16 protein-coding genes and 1 riboswitch are annotated in these 16,679 nt (G+C 73.4%); of the genes, 9 read left to right on the top strand and 7 right to left on the bottom strand.

What is annotated here, in order from left to right; translation table 11 throughout:
* Positions 1-3 precede the first annotated feature (3 nt).
* A riboswitch (S-adenosyl-L-homocysteine riboswitch) is annotated at positions 4-111 on the bottom strand.
* Between the two features lie 108 nt (positions 112-219).
* From HQN59_RS00290 to HQN59_RS00300, 3 genes are all read right to left on the bottom strand, one after another.
* Entirely contained in the window at positions 220-1,293 is a 1,074-nt protein-coding gene (locus HQN59_RS00290; RefSeq protein WP_176064947.1) for a homocysteine S-methyltransferase family protein, read from the bottom strand.
* Positions 1,294-1,349: 56 nt separating this feature from the next.
* The gene (locus HQN59_RS00295; protein WP_176064950.1) at positions 1,350-1,619 is read right to left on the bottom strand and encodes a BTH_I0359 family protein; all 270 of its coding nucleotides are present in this window, start codon (positions 1,617-1,619) and stop codon (positions 1,350-1,352) included.
* Positions 1,620-1,809: 190 nt separating this feature from the next.
* Complete coding sequence (locus HQN59_RS00300; protein WP_176064951.1) at positions 1,810-3,093, bottom strand: DUF3108 domain-containing protein; 1,284 nt, start codon at positions 3,091-3,093, stop codon at positions 1,810-1,812.
* 40 nt (positions 3,094-3,133) lie between these two features.
* On the opposite strand from HQN59_RS00300, the gene HQN59_RS00305 reads away from it, so the two are divergent.
* The 7 genes from HQN59_RS00305 to glcF all read left to right on the top strand — a co-directional run bounded on the left by HQN59_RS00305 (position 3,134) and on the right by glcF (position 10,776).
* Positions 3,134-4,120 (top strand): fumarylacetoacetate hydrolase, encoded by a 987-nt coding sequence (locus HQN59_RS00305; protein ID WP_176064953.1) that lies wholly within the window; start codon positions 3,134-3,136, stop codon positions 4,118-4,120.
* Positions 4,117-4,608 carry a retropepsin-like aspartic protease family protein gene (locus HQN59_RS00310; protein WP_176064955.1) on the top strand — a complete coding sequence of 164 codons (492 nt, stop codon included), beginning with the start codon at positions 4,117-4,119 and terminating at the stop codon, positions 4,606-4,608. Before HQN59_RS00305 ends, HQN59_RS00310 begins: the two co-directional genes overlap by 4 nt.
* Positions 4,609-4,808: 200 nt before the next feature.
* Positions 4,809-5,795 (top strand): TraB/GumN family protein, encoded by a 987-nt coding sequence (locus HQN59_RS00315; RefSeq protein ID WP_176064957.1) that lies wholly within the window; start codon positions 4,809-4,811, stop codon positions 5,793-5,795.
* A 20-nt stretch (positions 5,796-5,815) separates the two neighbouring features.
* Complete coding sequence (locus tag HQN59_RS00320; protein WP_176064959.1) at positions 5,816-6,559, top strand: PhaM family polyhydroxyalkanoate granule multifunctional regulatory protein; 744 nt, start codon at positions 5,816-5,818, stop codon at positions 6,557-6,559.
* A 309-nt stretch (positions 6,560-6,868) separates the two neighbouring features.
* Positions 6,869-8,356: an FAD-linked oxidase C-terminal domain-containing protein gene (locus HQN59_RS00325; RefSeq protein WP_176064961.1), complete on the top strand. Its 1,488-nt coding sequence runs from the start codon at positions 6,869-6,871 to the stop codon at positions 8,354-8,356.
* Between the two features lie 11 nt (positions 8,357-8,367).
* Positions 8,368-9,516 (top strand): glycolate oxidase subunit GlcE, encoded by a 1,149-nt coding sequence (gene glcE / locus HQN59_RS00330; RefSeq protein ID WP_176064963.1) that lies wholly within the window; start codon positions 8,368-8,370, stop codon positions 9,514-9,516.
* Positions 9,517-9,519: 3 nt separating this feature from the next.
* Entirely contained in the window at positions 9,520-10,776 is a 1,257-nt protein-coding gene (gene glcF / locus HQN59_RS00335) for a glycolate oxidase subunit GlcF (protein WP_176064965.1), read from the top strand.
* A 119-nt stretch (positions 10,777-10,895) separates the two neighbouring features.
* On the opposite strand, the gene HQN59_RS00340 is transcribed toward glcF, so the two are convergent.
* Both HQN59_RS00340 and HQN59_RS00345 read right to left on the bottom strand, forming a co-directional pair.
* A complete protein-coding gene (locus tag HQN59_RS00340; RefSeq protein WP_176064967.1) occupies positions 10,896-11,630 on the bottom strand; it encodes a hypothetical protein in 735 nt (244 codons plus the stop codon).
* A 59-nt stretch (positions 11,631-11,689) separates the two neighbouring features.
* On the bottom strand, positions 11,690-12,451 hold the full coding sequence (locus HQN59_RS00345) for a glucose 1-dehydrogenase (protein WP_176064968.1): 762 nt from the start codon (positions 12,449-12,451) through the stop codon (positions 11,690-11,692).
* Between the two features lie 148 nt (positions 12,452-12,599).
* Between HQN59_RS00345 and HQN59_RS00350 the strand changes: the two genes are divergently transcribed.
* Positions 12,600-12,965: a nuclear transport factor 2 family protein gene (locus HQN59_RS00350; RefSeq protein ID WP_176064970.1), complete on the top strand. Its 366-nt coding sequence runs from the start codon at positions 12,600-12,602 to the stop codon at positions 12,963-12,965.
* On the opposite strand, the gene HQN59_RS00355 is transcribed toward HQN59_RS00350, so the two are convergent.
* Together HQN59_RS00355 and HQN59_RS00360 are read right to left on the bottom strand one after the other, a co-directional pair.
* A complete protein-coding gene (locus tag HQN59_RS00355) occupies positions 12,962-13,780 on the bottom strand; it encodes a helix-turn-helix domain-containing protein (RefSeq protein ID WP_176064972.1) in 819 nt (272 codons plus the stop codon). The two genes, HQN59_RS00350 and HQN59_RS00355, sit on opposite strands and share 4 nt — an antisense overlap.
* A gap of 317 nt (positions 13,781-14,097) precedes the next feature.
* Positions 14,098-15,594: an aldehyde dehydrogenase family protein gene (locus HQN59_RS00360; RefSeq protein WP_176064974.1), complete on the bottom strand. Its 1,497-nt coding sequence runs from the start codon at positions 15,592-15,594 to the stop codon at positions 14,098-14,100.
* Between the two features lie 122 nt (positions 15,595-15,716).
* Between HQN59_RS00360 and HQN59_RS00365 the strand changes: the two genes are divergently transcribed.
* Positions 15,717-16,679 carry an ABC transporter permease subunit gene (locus HQN59_RS00365; protein WP_176066203.1) on the top strand — a complete coding sequence of 321 codons (963 nt, stop codon included), beginning with the start codon at positions 15,717-15,719 and terminating at the stop codon, positions 16,677-16,679.

Consider the following 16,679-nt stretch of genomic DNA (forward strand, 5'->3'; position numbering starts at 1 on the left):
AACGACCGGTGAGCGCCGTTGCAGGCGGCGGCGCGTGACGCCGGCCGTGCCCGAGCCTGGCAGCCGGGGCGGACACGCGGGTCCGGGGCTGTCGCAACGCTCCTCGAGCAACGCACGATTGTAGTTGGCCGTGCAAGCCACCCCGCGCACGGCGGCGCTGCCTGAAGGGTCGGACTCCACGGACGCGTCGCGAGCGACGCGCCGCTCAGCGACGAAGCCTCAGGCTGCTTCGAGCTCGAGCCCGGCGAACAGGCCGTGGCGTACGCAGCGCGGCTGATAGCGGCCGACGCGGTTCGCGATGGCCGCGATGTGCTCGGGCGTGGTGCCGCAGCAGCCACCGGCAATGTCGATGAAGCCCGACTTCGCGAAATCCTCGAGCAGGCTCGACGTGACCTCGGGCGTCTCGTCGAAGCCGGTCTCGCTCATCGGGTTGGGCAGCCCGGCGTTCGGGTAGCAGCTCACCGCGGTGTCGCCCGCGACGCGCGCGAGCTCCTCGACGTACGGCCGCATCAGCGCCGCGCCGAGCGCGCAGTTGAGGCCGACCGCGAGCGGGCGCGCATGGCGCACGCTGTGCCAGAACGCGGTCACCGTCTGCCCCGAGAGGATGCGGCCCGACGCGTCGGTCACGGTGCCCGACACGATCACGGGCAGCCGCTCGCCGGTGTCCTCCATCAGCTCGTCGAGCGCGAAGATGGCCGCCTTGGCGTTCAGCGTGTCGAAGATCGTCTCGATCAGGAAAAGGTCGCAGCCGCCCTCGAGCAGCCCCTCGGCCTGCTCGCGATAGGCGGTCTTCAGTTCGTCGAAGGTGACGTTACGCCTGGCCGGATCGTTGACGTCGGGGCTGATGCTCGCGGTCTTGGGCGTCGGCCCGAGCGCGCCGGCGACGAAGCGGGGCTTGTCGGGCGTGCTCGCCGCGTCGGCCGCCTCGCGGGCGAGGCGCGCGCCCGCGACGTTGAGCTCGCGGGCGACCGCACCGAGGCCGTAGTCGTCCTGCGCGATCGACGTCGAGCTGAACGTGTTGGTCTCGACGATGTCGGCGCCGGCGGCCAGGTACTGCTCGTGGATCGAGCGGATCACGTCCGGCCGCGTGAGTTGCAGCAGGTCGTTGTTGCCCTTGAGGCTGGTCGGATGGTCGCGGAAGCGCTCGCCGCGAAAGTCACCCTCGCCGAGCTTCTCGCGCTGGATCATGGTGCCCATCGCGCCGTCGAGGATGACGATGCGCTCGCGCATGATCTCGGCGAGGCGCCCGCCGCGCGTGTAGTGGGTGGCGATGGCAGGCAGCGGAGCGTTCATCGCGCCGATTGTTGCAGGCCCGAGCGGGTGGGTCGACCGGTGCGGCACCGGCCGGCTCAGTGCAGCACCAGGGGCTGCTGCAGCAGGGAGGTGAATCCCTCGATGAAGTCGTCGATCTCGTCCTCGGACGGCTCGCTGCGGATGAGCGCCTCGACGCCCGACTTGAAGCTCTGCGCGAGCACGCCGTGGATGAAGATCTCCTTGCGGGCGAACTTGTCGACGATCTCGTAGCCGCCACGGCTGTCCGCATCGGGCGCGGCGCTCGCTTCAGGCGGCAGGTCGATCTGGACGACGGTGAAACTGTCCGAGTTGTAGAGCATGTGCATGGTGGACTCCTCGCAGCCTACCTAGGGACGGCTCGCCTCGATTGCAAGGGCCGGCGGTGCAGTCGGCTCCGGAACGCGTGCGCCCGGGTCGGCGCGCACGCATCGCATCGATCGGTCGCGATCGGCAGGATGCGCAAGGTGGTCCGGCAAGGGTCGCGCCCGCAACGCGCAACGGGCGTCAGCCGAAGGCTCAACCGGGCGTCAGAGATTCGAGCAGAAGGTCGAACTGGTCCTTGCCCGAGCGCTGCTTGGCCTGCACCGGCAGGTGATGACGCGCCGGGTCGACCCACACCTCGACCGCGGTGTCGTACGGATCGCGCGGCTCGCGGACGAGCTTGGTCGCGCGCACCTTGGCGCCGTCGCCGGTCTCGACCGTCTCGGGGCCGACGGAGCGGAACACCCAGACGCCCGCATCGCTGCGCGCCCCGACCACCGGAATCGACACCGTGCGCCCCGGCGTCGACAGCTCCGGGCGTGCATCGAGGATCGCCGGCAGCTGCAACATCCAGCTCAACCGGTCCTGCGTACCGGGCCGCAGCGGAACCGCGTCGGGCTTGCCCGAGAACGTCACGACGCCGGCGTCGCGCTGGAAGTTGGCGGCCTGCAGCGACCGCTTGATGCGCCGATCGGTGAAGCGCTCGGGCGCGATCCCGGCCGCATCGATCCGGCCGCGGCTGGTCTGCTCGATCAGCGTGAGGCCGGCGACGCTCGCCGCGAGGCGCAGCGCGTACGTCGCGCCGGTGTGCTCCCAGTGCACCTCTCCGGTTCCCTGGAGGAAGCCGCGCCGCACACCGTAGCGCAGCGTCATCGACGGGGCGAAGCGGGTCGCATAGGTCGGCACCGGCTCGTCGTCGGCATCGGGCGCGCCGCTGCGTTCGCGGGCCGCCGCGGCGGCGACCCGCGTGGGCGACTGGTCGAACCCTTCGTGCACGTCGGCGGCATCGTCGCGGTCGTCGTGACGGCGCTCGGGGGTAGGCTCGGTACTCGCCGCGGCGACGAGGCGGGTCGACGGCGCGAGCACACCGTCGGCGCCGAAGGCGTCCGCGGAGGCGGCTTCGGTGATGACGGTTGCCGCAGCGCTGGAAGGCAGCGATGAGTCGGCGGCAGGCGGCGACGGCGACGCCTCGCGCGGCGCCGATCGCACCGGCGAGCGGTGCGCCACCGCCTGGCTGTCTCGCGTCAGCGCCGCCGCGCGTGCGACGTCGCGCGTCGGCGCCGCTGCCTCGACACCGGGTGGCGCGACGGTCGGCGCGCGATCACCGGCGCTCGCGCCGGCGTCGGCAACCACCTGGGCGGCGATCGCCGGGACGCTGCGCACCGTCAGCGGCGCCGCGTTCCTCACCCCGCGCGATTCGGGCTCGAGCGCGCCCGCACCGCCGAGCAGCAGACCGTGCAGCAGCAGCGCGGCCCGGGGCCGGCGCGGCGAGCGCGCGGACCCGGCGGCGGCGGGCGCGCGGAAAGAGGGAAGCGGCAAGCATCGACAATCGTTTTCTTGTGAGCAGCCACGAGGACCGATGAAACTTGCCACGTACCGGGACGGCTCGCGCGACGGCCAGCTGGTCGTCGTGTCGCGCGACCTGGCGACCGCGCACTATGCCAGCGGCACCGCGACACGTTTGCAGCAGGTGCTTGACGACTGGAACTTCGTGTCGCCGCAACTCGAGGCGATGGCGCAGGCGCTCGATTGCGGCAAGGCGCGCCACGCGTTCGCGTTCGACCCGGCGCGCTGCATGGCGCCGTTGCCGCGCGCCTTCGGGCGGGTGCACGCGGGGCCGGTTGCCCGCGGGCGCTGGCAGTTGACGACGCGCGACGGCAGCGGCCTCGTGGGGCCGGGCGAGGCGTGGGCGGCCGCCGCGGCCGCGGCGAACCCCGACGGCGGCGAAGCCGATGCATCGACGAGCGATGCCGAAGCCGAAGCCAGCTTCGCGGTCGTGCCGTGGCTCGCGGTCATCACCGGCGACATCGCCCCTGGAACCCCCGCGGGAGCGACCCTCGAAGGGGTGCGCCTGCTGATGCTCGGCGCCGACGTCACGCTGGGCGGTGTCGATGCCGTCGACGGCGAGATCGGCCTCGATGCTGCGCCACTGGCGCGCTGCGGCCCGGTCGTGGTGACGCCCGACGAGTTCGGCGCCGACTGGCAGCATGGCCGCCTCGCCCGCGCGCTCGCCGTGCAACGCGGCGGCACGCGCGCCGCCGACGTGCCGGTCGACCTGCCGCTCGACTTCGGCAGCCTGCTCGCGGCGCTCGCCGCGCGCCGTGCGATCGCTGCCGGCACCATCGTCGGCAGCGCCTTCAGGGATGTCGTCGCGCCGGCACGTGAGGCGTCGCGCGAACCGCCGGAGGCGCCAGGGGCGCAGGGCTCCGCGACAGACGAGCCCGGCGCGTCGGTCGACGAGCCCGCGCTGCGCGCGCTTTCGTTCGCGGCCGGTGCACCCGGCTCGCTGCGCATCGAGGTCCGCGCCGCCGACGGCTCGAGCGTGTTCGGCGCCATCGCGCGATGAGCGGCGACCTGCCGCGCAGCTTCAAGATCGTCACCTTCTGGCTGGTGCTCGGCGCACTGGTCTTCCTCGGCGTGCAGTGGCAGGGGCGGCGCGAGCAGGAGGCCCGGCTGACCGTCGTCGGCGACATCGTGAACCTCGAGCGCGCGCGCGACGGCCACTACTACTGGCCGGGCACCCTGAACGGGCGGCGCGTCGTGTTCCTGGTCGACACCGGCGCGAGTCGCACCGCGATTCCGGCGTCGCTGGCGCGCGAGCTCGACCTCGCGAGCGAAGGCGAGGTGCGCTCGAACACCGCCGGCGGGGTGGTGACGGGTCGCCTGGTGCGGGTCGACATCACGCTGAACGGCGGTGTTCAGGCGCGCAGGCGCCAAGCGGTCGCGCTCGATGGACTTGGCGAGGAGCCGCTGCTCGGCATGGACGTGCTGGGCCGGTTGCGTCTCGAGCAGTTCGACGGCGTGCTGCGCATCGACCTGCGGCCGGAGCGCTGAAGGCCGCCGGCGGCACCCGGCGGCGCGCCGGCAGCCGGCCGGCCGGCCAGCCCTGAGGCCGAACTCGTCGCGCAACCGGGTCGTGGCCGTCGACCCGCTGCGCACGGGCGCAGGCGCGCAGCCGGCACTCGCCGACCGGCGCAGGCCCCGACCGCGGCACCGGGCGAGCTGCCACCCGGCCGGCAACGTAAGCTACGCCGATGATTCCGATCGCCCCTCGCGCCCGCGCCGCGTTGCAACGGCTGCGATGCGCGCTTGTCGTGGCCGCCGGCGCGATCGCCTGCAGCGCCCAGGCGGCGCCGCCCGCCGACTGCCCGCCGCCGGCGGCACCACCGAGCGCCGAGCAGGTGCAGGCCGGCATGGCCGCCGCGAGCGACCGCGGCTTCCTGTGGCGGGTCGTGAAGGACGGCCGCACCTCGTACCTCTACGGCACGATCCACGCGGCGCGCCTCGAATGGATGTTCCCGGGACCGCGCGTGCGCGAGGCGCTCGGCGCGGCCGACAGCGTCGCCCTCGAGCTCGACATCCTCGACCCGGCCGTGCAGCAGGCGCTCGTCGACGCGTTGCGCAGCGCACGCCGCACCGAGCTGCCGCCCGAGCTCGCGGCGCGCCTGCGCGCCCGCATCGAGGCCGAGTGCGGCGATCCGGCGGAGTTCGAGCCGCTGACGCCCGAGCTGCAGGTCGCGTCGCTGGGCGCGCTGGTGGCGCGCCGCGACGGGCTCGAGCCCGCGTACGGCGTGGAGATGATGCTGGCGATGCTGGCACGTGGCGCCGCCATGCCGGTGCGCTCGCTCGAGACGCCCGCCATGCAGATCGAGGCGCTGCAGATGGCGACGCCGGCCGAAACGATCGAAGTCGTCCGCGACGGGCTTGCCGACGTCGAATCGCCGCGTGCCCGGGAAGTCCTGATGCGGCTGGCCCGCGCGTGGGCCAGCGGCGACCTCGAGACGCTCTCGAGCTACGAGCGCTGGTGCGAGTGCGTCGAGACGCCGGCGGAGCGCCTCCTCATCAAGCGGCTGCTCGACGAGCGCAACCCGGCGATCGCCGCGGCCATCGACCGCGCCCACGCCGGCGGGCAGCGCGTGTTCGCCGCGGTGGGCGCGTTGCACATGACCGGTTCGAACGGCCTGCCGGCGCTGCTCGCCACGCGCGGCTACCGCGTCGAGCGCGTTCCCCTCGCCCCCTGAGCACATCCAAGGAGACCCGCATGGCAGACACCCCGGACTTCGGCAAGTTCGTCCCCGGCTTCGACTTCATGCAGAACCTCGTGAAGAACGCCGGCAGCGCGTTGCCCGGCATCGGGCAGTGGGTCGCACCGACCCTGAACCCCGAGGAGATCGAAAAACGCATCGGCGAGCTGCGCACGATCCAGTTCTGGCTCGAGCAGAACGCCCGCATGCTCGCCGCGACGATCCAGGCGCTCGAGGTGCAGCGCATGACGCTGTCGACGCTGAAGACGATGAACGTGCGCATGAGCGACCTGCGCGAGTCGCTCACCGCCCGGATGAGCGGCGCCGAAGGCGGCAGCACGGCGGCGGCCGGCGACGGCCGTCCAGCGGAGCCGGCCCGCGATGCGGCAGCTGCGACTTCCGGCACGAACGGCGAACCCTCTATCGCCGGCGGCAACGGCGCCGCCGCCAGAGATGCCGGCAGCGCGAGCGACACCGGAGCGGGCGGCGAGGCGCCGCGCTCGGCGATCGACCCGATGCAGTGGTGGAGCGCGCTCACCGGCCAGTTCGCCCAGCTCGCCAACACCGCGCTGCAGGAAGGCGCCGCCGGGGCCGCCGGCGACATGATGCAGCGCTCGATCGAGGCGGCCGGCGAGACCTTCAAGCGCTTCACGCCGGACACGCCTGCCACCGCCGCACTCGAGGCGGCACCGGCGCGCAAGGCGCCCGCCAAGAAGCGAGCCGCGGCGAAGAAGCGCAGCCCCGCCAAGCGCGCCGCGTAGAGGCCACGGCGGCGCCGAGGGCGCACGAACCCGCGGCGCGAGTCGGCTCGCTCGTCCGCCACCGCACTGGGGACGGGTCGTCGCGGCCGGGGACCCGGCCATCCGGGCACGTGCGGTCGCACCGGCGGTCAGCCATGCGACCACGCCGGCAGGTCGCTCCCCCCCAGGGCGCGCGCGGCGGCGAGCCGGCATCGACGATCGACGGCGTGCCCGGGCATTCGCCGCGGGCAACCCCGCGCCGGATCGGGCTTTCCCGGGCATCCGCGCTGGCGTCGTCGTCGCCGCACGCCGCGCGCTACATTCGCCGCCATGCCTGCTGCCGCGACCGCACCCGACCGCAACCGGCGCCAGGCCGAGGTGGTCGCGGCGCTGCGCGACGTGCTGCCGGCGCACGCGCTGCTCTGGCGCCGCGAGGACACGGTGCCCTACGAATGCGACGGCCTCACCGCGTATCGCGAGCAGCCGCTCGTGGTCGTGCTGCCGTCGACCGAAGGCGAGGTCGCCGCGGTCCTGCGCGTGTGCCATCGGCTCGACGTGCCGGTGGTCGCGCGAGGCTCGGGCACTGGCCTTTCGGGCGGGGCGCTGCCGCACACGCTGGGCGTGACGCTGTCGCTCGCCAAGTTCAACCGCATCGTCTCGATCGATCCGCTGGCGCGCACCGCGACCGTGCAGTGCGGCGTCCGCAACCTCGCGGTCAGCGAAGCCGCGGCGGCGTACGGCCTCTACTACGCGCCCGACCCGAGCAGCCAGATCGCGTGCTCGATCGGCGGCAACGTCGCCGAGAACTCGGGTGGCGTGCACTGCCTCAAGTACGGTCTCACCCTGCACAACGTGCTGAAGGTGCGCGGCTTCACGGCCGAGGGGGACGCGGTCGAGTTCGGCAGCGACGCGCTCGACGTCGCAGGCCTCGACCTGATGACGGTGCTGGTCGGCAGCGAAGGCATGCTCGCCGTCGCGATCGAGGTCACGGTGCGCCTGCTGCCCAAGCCGCAGCTCGCGCGTTGCGTGATGGCGAGCTTCGACGACGTGCGCAAGGCCGGCGACGCGGTCGCCAACGTCATCGCCGCCGGCATCATCCCCGCCGGGCTCGAGATGATGGACAAGCCGATGACGGCCGCGGTCGAGGACTTCGTGCACGCCGGCTACGACCTCGAGGCCGCGGCGATCCTGCTCTGCGAGAGCGACGGCACGCCCGAGGAGGTCGAGGAGGAGATCGGCCGCATCGAGGCGGTGATGCGGGCGAGCGGCGCAACCCGGCTCGACGTCAGCACCAGCGAGGCGCAGCGCCTCAAGTTCTGGAGCGGTCGCAAGAACGCGTTCCCGGCGAGCGGCCGCATCAGCCCCGACTACATGTGCATGGACTCGACGATCCCGCGCCGGCGCCTCGCCGACATGCTGCTCGCGATCGCCCGAATGGAGCAGACCTACGGGCTGCGCTGCGCCAACGTGTTCCACGCCGGCGACGGCAACCTGCACCCCTTGATCCTGTTCGACGCCAACGACCCCGACCAGCTGCACCGCGCCGAGCTGTTCGGTGCCGACATCCTCGAGACCAGCGTTGAAATGGGCGGCACGGTGACCGGCGAGCACGGCGTCGGTGTCGAGAAGCTGGCGTCGATGTGCGTGCAGTTCTCGCCCGCCGAGCGCGAGCAGATGCTGGCGCTCAAGCACGCGTTCGACCCGAAGCGGCTGCTCAACCCCGGCAAGGTGATCCCGTCGCTGGTGCGCTGCGCCGAGTACGGGAAGATGCACGTCTCGCGTGGCATGCTGGCGTTCCCGGACATCCCCCGCTTCTAGGTCGCCGAGGCATGGACGCGACCCTCGCCAGCCTCGGCGGCGTGCAGCCGGCCGCGCCGCTCGAGCCGCGCAGCACCGGCGCGCTCGCCGACGCGATCGAGCAGGTGCGCGCCGCGCACGCGAGCGGTCGCCCGTTGCGGATGCGCGGCGGCGGCAGCAAGGACTTCTACGGCGAAGCGCCGGTCGGCGACGTGCTCGACACGCGCAGCTGGCCCTCGAGCCACGTGCACGAACCGACCGAGCTGGTGGTGGTCGCCGGCGCGGCGATGCGGGTGGCGGACCTCGAGGCGGTGCTCGCGGCGCACGACCAGCACCTCGCCTTCGAACCACCGCGCTTCGCCCTCGGGTCGACCGTCGGCGGCATGGTCGCGGCCGGCCTCTCCGGTCCGGCGCGCGCGTCGGCGGGCGCCGTGCGCGACCACGTGCTCGGCGTCACGCTGCTGAGCGGCCGCGGCGAGCTGCTGAGCTTCGGCGGGCAGGTGATCAAGAACGTCGCCGGCTACGACGTGTCGCGGCTCGTCGCCGGCTCGCTGGGCCTCCTCGGCGCGATCGTCGACGTGTCGCTGAAGGTGCTGCCGCGCCCCGCCGCCACGGCGACGCTGCGCTTCGACCTCAACGTCACCGACGCGCTGACGCGGCTCAACCGCTGGGGCGGCCAGCCGCTGCCGCTGAACGCGAGCGCATGGTGGAACGGCAGCCTCGTCGTGCGGCTCGCCGGTGCGGCGGCGGCGGTGGCCGCGGCGACCCGCACGCTCGGCGGCGACGTCATCGAGCCGGCTGCCGCCGAGCGCTTCTGGACCGGCCTGCGCGATCAGACCGACGAGTACTTCGCAGCCGCGCACGACGCGGTCGCGCATCAGGACGCCGCGCTCTGGCGGGTCTCGCTGCCGCAGACCGCGCCGCCGCTCGGCCTCGCGGGCGACGAGCTGATCGAGTGGCACGGGGCGCAGCGCTGGCTCGTCACCGCGCTGCCCGCCGCGCAGGTGCGCGCCGCGGCGGCGGCCGCCGGCGGACACGCGACGATCTTCCGCGCGCGCGACAAGTCGGCGGGCGTGTTCACGCCGCTCGCGCCGCCCCTGCAGCGCATCCACGAGCGTCTGAAAGACGCGTTCGACCCGAAACGAATCCTCAACCCGGGGCGCCTCTACCCGGGCCTCTGACGCATGCAGACCGAACTCGCGCCCGAATTCAAGGGCACCCCGGAGGGCGACGAAGCCGAGGCGATCCTGCGCAAGTGCGTGCACTGCGGGTTCTGCACCGCGACGTGCCCGACCTACCAGGTCCTCGGCGACGAGCTCGACGGCCCGCGCGGCCGCATCTACCTGATGAAGCAGGTGCTCGAAGGCAAGGAGCCGACGCGCGCGACGCAGATCCACCTCGACCGCTGCCTGACCTGCCTCAACTGCGAGACCACCTGCCCGTCGGGCGTGCAGTACGGCAACCTGGTCGAGATCGGGCGCCGCATCGTCGACGCCAAGGTGCCGCGCCCGGCCGGCGAGCAGGCGCTGCGCTGGACCCTGAAGGAAGGCCTGACGTCGCCCCTCTTCGACCCCGCGATGAAGGTCGGCCAGCGCGTGCGCGGCCTCTTGCCGAAGGCGCTGCGCAACAAGGTGCCGGCGCCGACGGAGCGGCGCGCGCACGCGTGGCCGCGAACCGAGCACGCGCGCAAGGTGCTGATGCTCGCCGGCTGCGTGCAGCCGTCGATGCTGCCGAACATCAACGCGGCGACCGCGCGCGTGCTCGACGCCGCCGGCATCCAGACGCTGGTCGCGCCCGACGCCGGCTGCTGCGGTGCGATCCGCCTGCACCTCAACGACCACCACGGTGCGCTCGAGCACGTGCGACGCAACGTCGACGCGTGGTCGCGCGCGATCGAACGCGCCGAGGCCGCCGGGCAGCCGATCGAGGCGGTGGTGATCAACGCGTCCGGCTGCGGCGTCACGGTCAAGGACTACGGGCGGCTGCTCGCCGACGAGCCGGCCTACGCGGCACGCGCCGCGCGCATCGCCGGGCTCGCGCGCGACCTCGGCGAGCTGCTCCCGGACCTGGTGCCAACGCTCGCGCCGAAACTGCGGACCCCGGCACCACGCCGGATTGCGTTCCACCCGCCGTGCACGCTGCAGCACGGCCAGCGGGTGCGCGGCGTCGTCGAAAGCGGCTTGACGGCGCTCGGCTTCGACGTGCGCCTCGCGCCGCACGAGGCACACCTCTGCTGCGGCTCGGCCGGCACCTACTCGGTGCTGCACCCCGAGATGGCGACGACGCTGCGCGACCGCAAGCTCGCCAACCTCGGTGCCGCCGATCCGCAGGTTATCGCATCGGCCAACGTCGGCTGCATCCAGCACCTGCAGAGCGGCACCGCGACGCCGGTGCGGCACTGGGTCGAGCTGGTCGACGAGGCGCTGGTCGGCGCCGGCTGACGGCGCCGCGTCCTTGCGTCGGACGCTCGGCGCCGCGGGCTGACGCGCAACGCTCTGCCCCGCATCGCGTCCACTTGGTTTCGCGCCGGCCGGCCGGACCGCCGCCCGCGGAGCTGGCGTCAGCGCCGGCTGCGGCCGAGCGCCTCGACCTCGAACGAGGCGCCGTCGCCCACCTCGTCGATGCAGGGCGGCGTGCCCGGCGCCAGCACGCCGGGCCTGAGCCGAACTGGCTTGTCGCTCGCGATGTTGCCGCTGCGGGTCTCGACCCGCCGTGTCGAGAGGTTGGCGCTGGTCTCGGTGGTTTCGCCGCTGCCGCGGTGCGTGCTGCTGCGGTCGTAGCCGATGAGTCGGAAGCAGCCTTGCTGCAGGCGAAACGTGAACCGCACCTCCGACGTCTCCCAGCTCCCCGCGCTGGCCCAGAAATGCAGCGCGACCTGCAGCGCCCCGCGCCTGACCGTGATGCCGGCAAACGGATCGTCCATGGTCGGCGAGTCGTGGCGCGGAATCAGCGTCGCGTTCTGCAGCGCGAGCGCCAGTCCGCCGTCCGGCTGCGCGAACGCGACGGCGAGCACGCGCGGGTTCGTGTCGAGGCGTTCGCTGCCGAGGTTGCCGCGGTTGTCGAGCACGTGGCGTGGGTCGGTCTGGTGCAGCACGAACGCGTGATCGGGCCGACCGTCGCCGTTCAGGTCGCCGTCTGCGCGGGCCTTGACCACCCAGCCCGGCGGCATGAAACCGGCAAGCGACGTCGCTCGCGTCGGCAGGGGCGGGATCGTGGCCGCGCGGATGACGAGCTCGGCGGCATTGGCACGACCATTCGGCATGGCGGCGACGAGGACCGTCGCCAGAGCGATCACGCGCCCGTGCGTCGAGCTCGCCCCGCGCGCGGCTGGCCGTGGCAGCGCCGCGATCACCTTCAGATGCAACGCCCGCCGTCGACCTCGAGCGCGACGCCGGTGATCATCGAGGCCTCGTCGCTGCACAGGAAGCACGCCGCGTGGCCCATGTCCTCGGGGGTCGAGAAGCGGCCGAGCGGGATTGTCGAGAGGAACTTCGCACGGACCTCCGGCGTGTCCTCGCCCATGAAGGTCTTGAGGAGCGGCGTCTCGCCGGCCACCGGGTTGAGCGCATTCACGCGGATGCCGAACGGCGCGAGTTCGACCGCCATCGCACGCGTCGCGGTGATCACCCAGCCCTTGCTGGCGTTGTACCAGGTGAGGCGCGGGCGCGGACTCACGCCGCCGGTGCTGGCGACGTTGAGGAAGCTGGCTCCCACCTCGCCGCGCTCGCGCGCCGCCTTGAAGCGCGGCACCGCCGCCTGCGCGACCAGGTAGATCGCCTTCATGTTGACGGCGACGATGCGGTCGAACGCGTCCTCGGCGAGGCCTTCGAGCGGCTGCGGCACGTGGCCGACGCCGGCGTTGTTGACGATCGTCGTGAGGCCGCCGAACGCGTCGTAGGCCGCCTCGATCATCGCGTCGACGTCGGCGCGGACCGCGACGTCGGCACGCACCGCACGCGCGCGCTCGCCGAGCTCGCCGGCGACGCGCTCGGCCGCCGCGGCATCGCGATCGACGACCAGCACGCGGGCTCCTTCGGCGACGAACCTGGCGGCGATACCGGCGCCGAACCCGGAACCGGCGCCGGTGACGATCGCGATCTTGTGCTCGAGTCTCATCGACGCATTGTGAGCGCCGCGGGGCGCGCGCACCCATCGGGTCCGCTCCGGAGGCCCGACATGACCTGCGACGTCATCGCGCTCGTGCAGCGCATGTCGGAAGCTCTTCTCCGCCGCGCTTCGTCGGCGCATTCACGAGGATCACACCATGACCGACCCCAACGCCATCGCCTCGACCTACCTGCGCACCTGGAACGAGACCACGCCCGATGCCCGGGCCGCGCTGTTGCGCGACGCGTGGAGCGACGACGCGAGCTACGTCGACCCGCTGGCCGCGGCGCGCGGCGCCGCGCAGATCGACGCACTGATCGGCGGCGTGCAGGCGCGCTTTCCGGGCTTTCGCTTCACGCTGCGCGGCACGCCCGACGGGCACGGCGACCACGTGCGCTTCGGCTGGTCGCTCGGACCCGACGGCGTCGAGGCGCCGATCGAAGGCAGCGACGTGCTCGAGCTGAAGGACGGGCGCATCCGGCGCGTCGTCGGCTTCCTCGACAAGGTGCCGGCCGCCGCCTAAGCGTCTTGCCCGGCCTGCGCCGCGGCGTCGAACGCGCGGCGCAGCGCCGCGGCGGTCTCAGCGTCGGCCGGGAAGAAGGTCTCGAGCGCGAGCTCGGCGAGCGTCACGTCGACCGGCGTTCCGAACACGGTGGTGGTGCTGATGAACGAGAGGCGCCCGCCACTGGTGTCGAGCACCAGCGGCACGACGATCGGCGGCTCGCCGCCCGGCGCGTGCAGCGGCTCGTCGGGGCCCGGATACGCGGCGAGCTCCTCGCGCAGCGCATGCAGCACGGGGTCGGCGCTCGCGGTCGCCTGCTGCGCGAGGCGCGCCAGCACGTGGGCGCGCCAGGCGCCGAGGTTGACGATGCGCGGCGCGAGGCCGTCCGGGTGAAGGCTCAGCCGCAGCGCGTTCACCGGCGGCTGCAGCAGCTCGGGCGCGACGCCGCCGAGCAGCAGCCCGACCGCGCGGTTCTGCATCACGACGTTCCACTCGCGGTCGACCGCCAGCGCGGGGTAGGGCTCGTGCGCGTCGAGCAGGCGCTCGATGACCTGCCGCGCCGCCGCCAGCGCCGGGCTGTCGAGCGACCGCGCACCGTACATCGGCGCGAACCCGGCCGACGTGAGCAGGCGGTTGCGCTCGCGCAGCGGCACGTCGAGCCGGTTGGCCAGGCGCAGGATCATCTCGCGGCTCGGCATCGAGCGGCCGGTCTCGAGATAGCTGAGGTGGCGCGTCGACACGTCGGCCTGCAGCGCGAGCTCGAGCTGGCTGAGCTGGCGCCGCACGCGCCACTGGCGCAGCTGGGTGCCGACGGGAGCGGTAGCGGACGGAATCATCCGGCGAAGATAACGCGCGGCTGCGTGGCGGCGATGACCTCGGAGGTCATGGCGGGCGCGAGACGTCGTGCCGGGCCGCTCGCCCGACGCCCCGGCCGCGGCGCGGCGTTGCGGGTCCGGACCCTCGCCAACGCACCAGCCGCTCCGCGCCGACGGCCCAGCCTGCGCCGCGCGCGCTCGAAGGCTGAGGCTGTGACTGCGGGCCGGCAACGGCCGCCTGCCGAATGCCGCTGCAGCGAACGGCGACGTCAAGGTCCTGGAAGTGCTGGCTCGGGGCGGGGGACTCGCCGCCGGGCAGCCGCGGCCGCTGCCGCCGTTCACCCGTGCCGGATCGCCACCGTCTTGAGCACCGAGAACCCGTAGAGCGCCTCGAAGCCCTTCTCGCGGCCGTGGCCCGAGTGCTTGACGCCGCCGAACGGCAGCTCGACGCCGCCCGCAGCGCCGTAGTTGTTGACGAAGACCTGTCCGCACTTCAGCGCCCGCGCCATGCGCAGCTGGCGTGCGCCGTCGCGGGTCCAGACGCCGGCGACCAGGCCATACGCGGTTCCGTTCGCGATGCGCAGCGCATCGGCTTCGCCGTCGAACGGGATCAGCACCTGCACCGGGCCGAAGATCTCCTGCTGCGCGAGCGCGTCGTCGGCGTCGACCTCGTCGAACAGCGTCGGCGCCACGTAGTGGCCGCCACGCGGCAGGCCGGCGTCGAGCGGCGCGGCGGCGGCGATGCGCACGCCGCGGTCGCGGGCGCTCGCGAGGTGCGTCTCGATCTGGTCGCGCTGGCGCCGCGAGATCACGGGGCCGACGTCGACGCCGGCGTCGAGCGCGCGCCCGACCCGCAGCGCTCGGTAGCGCGCCGCCATCGCGTCGCGCACCGCGGCGTAGACCGGCCGCTCGATGAGGATGCGCGATGCCGCCGAGCAGGTTTGGCCGGCGTTCTGGATGCCGGCGTTGACGAGGAAGGGCAGCGCCGCCTCGACGTCGGCGTCGGCGAACACGATCTGCGGGCTCTTGCCGCCGAGTTCGAGCGTCACCGGCACCGCGTTGGCGGCGGCAGCGGCCTGCACCAGTGCCCCGGTGGCCACCGACCCGGTGAACGACAGGTGGTTGACGCGGGGGTGACCGGCGAGCGCGGCGCCCGCTTCCTCGCCGAGCCCCGGCACGACGTTGAGCGCCCCCGGCGGCAGCCCGGCTTCAGCGGCCAGCCGCGCGAACGCGAGCACCGTGAGGCACGCCTCCTCGGCCGGCTTGAGCACGCAGGCGTTGCCCATCGCGAGCGCCGCGCCGACGCTGCGCCCGACGATCTGCATCGGGTAGTTCCAAGGCACGATGTGGCCGGTCACCCCGTGCGGCTCGCGCAGCGTGAGCGCGGTGTAGCCGCTGCGGAACGGCAGCGTCTCGCCATGCACCTTGTCGGCGGCGCCCGCGTAGAACTCCAGGTACCGCGCCAGCGCGATCGCGTCGGCGCGGCCCTGCACCAGGGGCTTGCCGACGTCGAGCGCCTCGAGCTCGGCAAGGCGATCGGCGTTCTCGAGCACCTTCTGCCCGAGCGCCGCGAGCAGCCGGCCGCGCTCGGTGGCGTCGAGCGCGCCCCAGGCGCCGGCCAGCGCGTGTTCGGCGGCGTTGACGGCGCGGCTGATGTCGGCGGCGCCGCCGCGTGCGATCGGCGCGAGCCGGCTGCCCTCGGACGGGTTCTCGAGGTCGAGCGTGGCGCCGCCGTCGGGGGCGCTCCACGCCCCGCCGATCAGCACCTGATCCGTGGGGAAGCCGATCTCGATGTCCCGGCCCGTGGCCCCTTCGGCGCTGCGCGCTCCTTCCATGTCGTGCTCCTGCTCGCGGCGCCCCGGCCGCTATCGGTCATCATAGGCACGCCCTGCGGCGCCGAGCGCCGCCACCGCGGCGCCGAGCAGCGCCGGCGCCTTTCAGCTTCAGCGAGCCCACCATCGGCATCTTCCTCGTCAAGCGGCTGTTCACCTTCGTGCTGACGCTCGCGGCCGCGTCGATCGTGGTGTTCCTCGTGCTCGGCGTACTGCCCGGCAGCGCCGCCGACGTGATGCTCGGCGAGACCGCGACGCCGGAGGCGATGCAGGCGCTGCGCGAGCGCCTCGGCCTCGACCGGCCGCCGGTCGAGCGCTACCTCGGCTGGCTCGGCGGGCTCGCGACCGGCGACCTCGGCATCAGCTCGTCGTACGGCGTGCCGATCGCCGAGCTGATCGTCGAGCGGCTCGCCGTGACGCTGCCGCTGGCCCTGCTCGCGATGGCGTTCACCACGGTCGCGGCGCTCGCCCTCGGCCTCTATGCGGCGTCGAACCACAACCGCCCCGGCGACGTCGGCGTGATGGCGGCGAGCCAGCTCGGCCTCGCGGTGCCGAACTTCTGGTTCGCGATCCTGCTGATCCTCGTCTTCTCGGTGAAGCTGCAGTGGTTCGCCGCCGGGGGGTTCCCGGGTTGGAGCGCGGACGACGGCGGCGGCGTCGGGCCGGCGCTCAAGGCCTTGCTGCTGCCGGCGACCGCGCTGGCGGTGGTGCAGGCGGCGATCCTCGCCCGCATCACGCGCTCGGCGGTGCTCGACGTGCTGCGCGAGGACTTCGTGCGCACCGCGCGCGCCAAGGGGCTGGGCCGGCGCGCCGTGCTGTGGCGTCACGTGTTGCGCAACGCCTTCGTGCCGGTGCTCACCGTGATGGGGCTGCAGTTCGCCAACCTGCTGACCGGAACCATCATCGTCGAGAACGTGTTCAGCCTGCCCGGGCTCGGCCGGCTGGTGTTCCAGGCCATCGCCAACCGCGACGTGGTGCTGGTGCAGGACATCGTGATCCTGTTCGCCGCGGCGGTGATCGTGATCAACCTCGTGGTCGACGTGCTCACCGTCGTGATCGATCCGCGCCTCAAGATCGGGCATGCCTGA

It is taken from the genome of Rhizobacter koreensis (genome assembly GCF_013366375.1).
Lineage (GTDB): Bacteria > Pseudomonadota > Gammaproteobacteria > Burkholderiales > Burkholderiaceae_C > Schlegelella_A > Schlegelella_A koreensis.

Excerpts from the sequence above, each read along its gene's own strand:
- HQN59_RS00290 (WP_176064947.1), bottom strand. The coding sequence starts at position 1,293 with ATGAACGCTCCGCTGCCTGCCATCGCCACCCACTACACGCGCGGCGGG.
- HQN59_RS00295 (WP_176064950.1), bottom strand. The coding sequence starts at position 1,619 with ATGCACATGCTCTACAACTCGGACAGTTTCACCGTCGTCCAGATCGAC.
- HQN59_RS00305 (WP_176064953.1), top strand. The coding sequence starts at position 3,134 with ATGAAACTTGCCACGTACCGGGACGGCTCGCGCGACGGCCAGCTGGTC.
- HQN59_RS00310 (WP_176064955.1), top strand. The coding sequence starts at position 4,117 with ATGAGCGGCGACCTGCCGCGCAGCTTCAAGATCGTCACCTTCTGGCTG.
- HQN59_RS00315 (WP_176064957.1), top strand. The coding sequence starts at position 4,809 with ATGATTCCGATCGCCCCTCGCGCCCGCGCCGCGTTGCAACGGCTGCGA.
- HQN59_RS00320 (WP_176064959.1), top strand. The coding sequence starts at position 5,816 with ATGGCAGACACCCCGGACTTCGGCAAGTTCGTCCCCGGCTTCGACTTC.
- HQN59_RS00325 (WP_176064961.1), top strand. The coding sequence starts at position 6,869 with ATGCCTGCTGCCGCGACCGCACCCGACCGCAACCGGCGCCAGGCCGAG.
- glcE (WP_176064963.1), top strand. The coding sequence starts at position 8,368 with ATGGACGCGACCCTCGCCAGCCTCGGCGGCGTGCAGCCGGCCGCGCCG.
- glcF (WP_176064965.1), top strand. The coding sequence starts at position 9,520 with ATGCAGACCGAACTCGCGCCCGAATTCAAGGGCACCCCGGAGGGCGAC.
- HQN59_RS00345 (WP_176064968.1), bottom strand. The coding sequence starts at position 12,451 with ATGAGACTCGAGCACAAGATCGCGATCGTCACCGGCGCCGGTTCCGGG.
- HQN59_RS00350 (WP_176064970.1), top strand. The coding sequence starts at position 12,600 with ATGACCGACCCCAACGCCATCGCCTCGACCTACCTGCGCACCTGGAAC.
- HQN59_RS00355 (WP_176064972.1), bottom strand. The coding sequence starts at position 13,780 with ATGATTCCGTCCGCTACCGCTCCCGTCGGCACCCAGCTGCGCCAGTGG.
- HQN59_RS00360 (WP_176064974.1), bottom strand. The coding sequence starts at position 15,594 with ATGGAAGGAGCGCGCAGCGCCGAAGGGGCCACGGGCCGGGACATCGAG.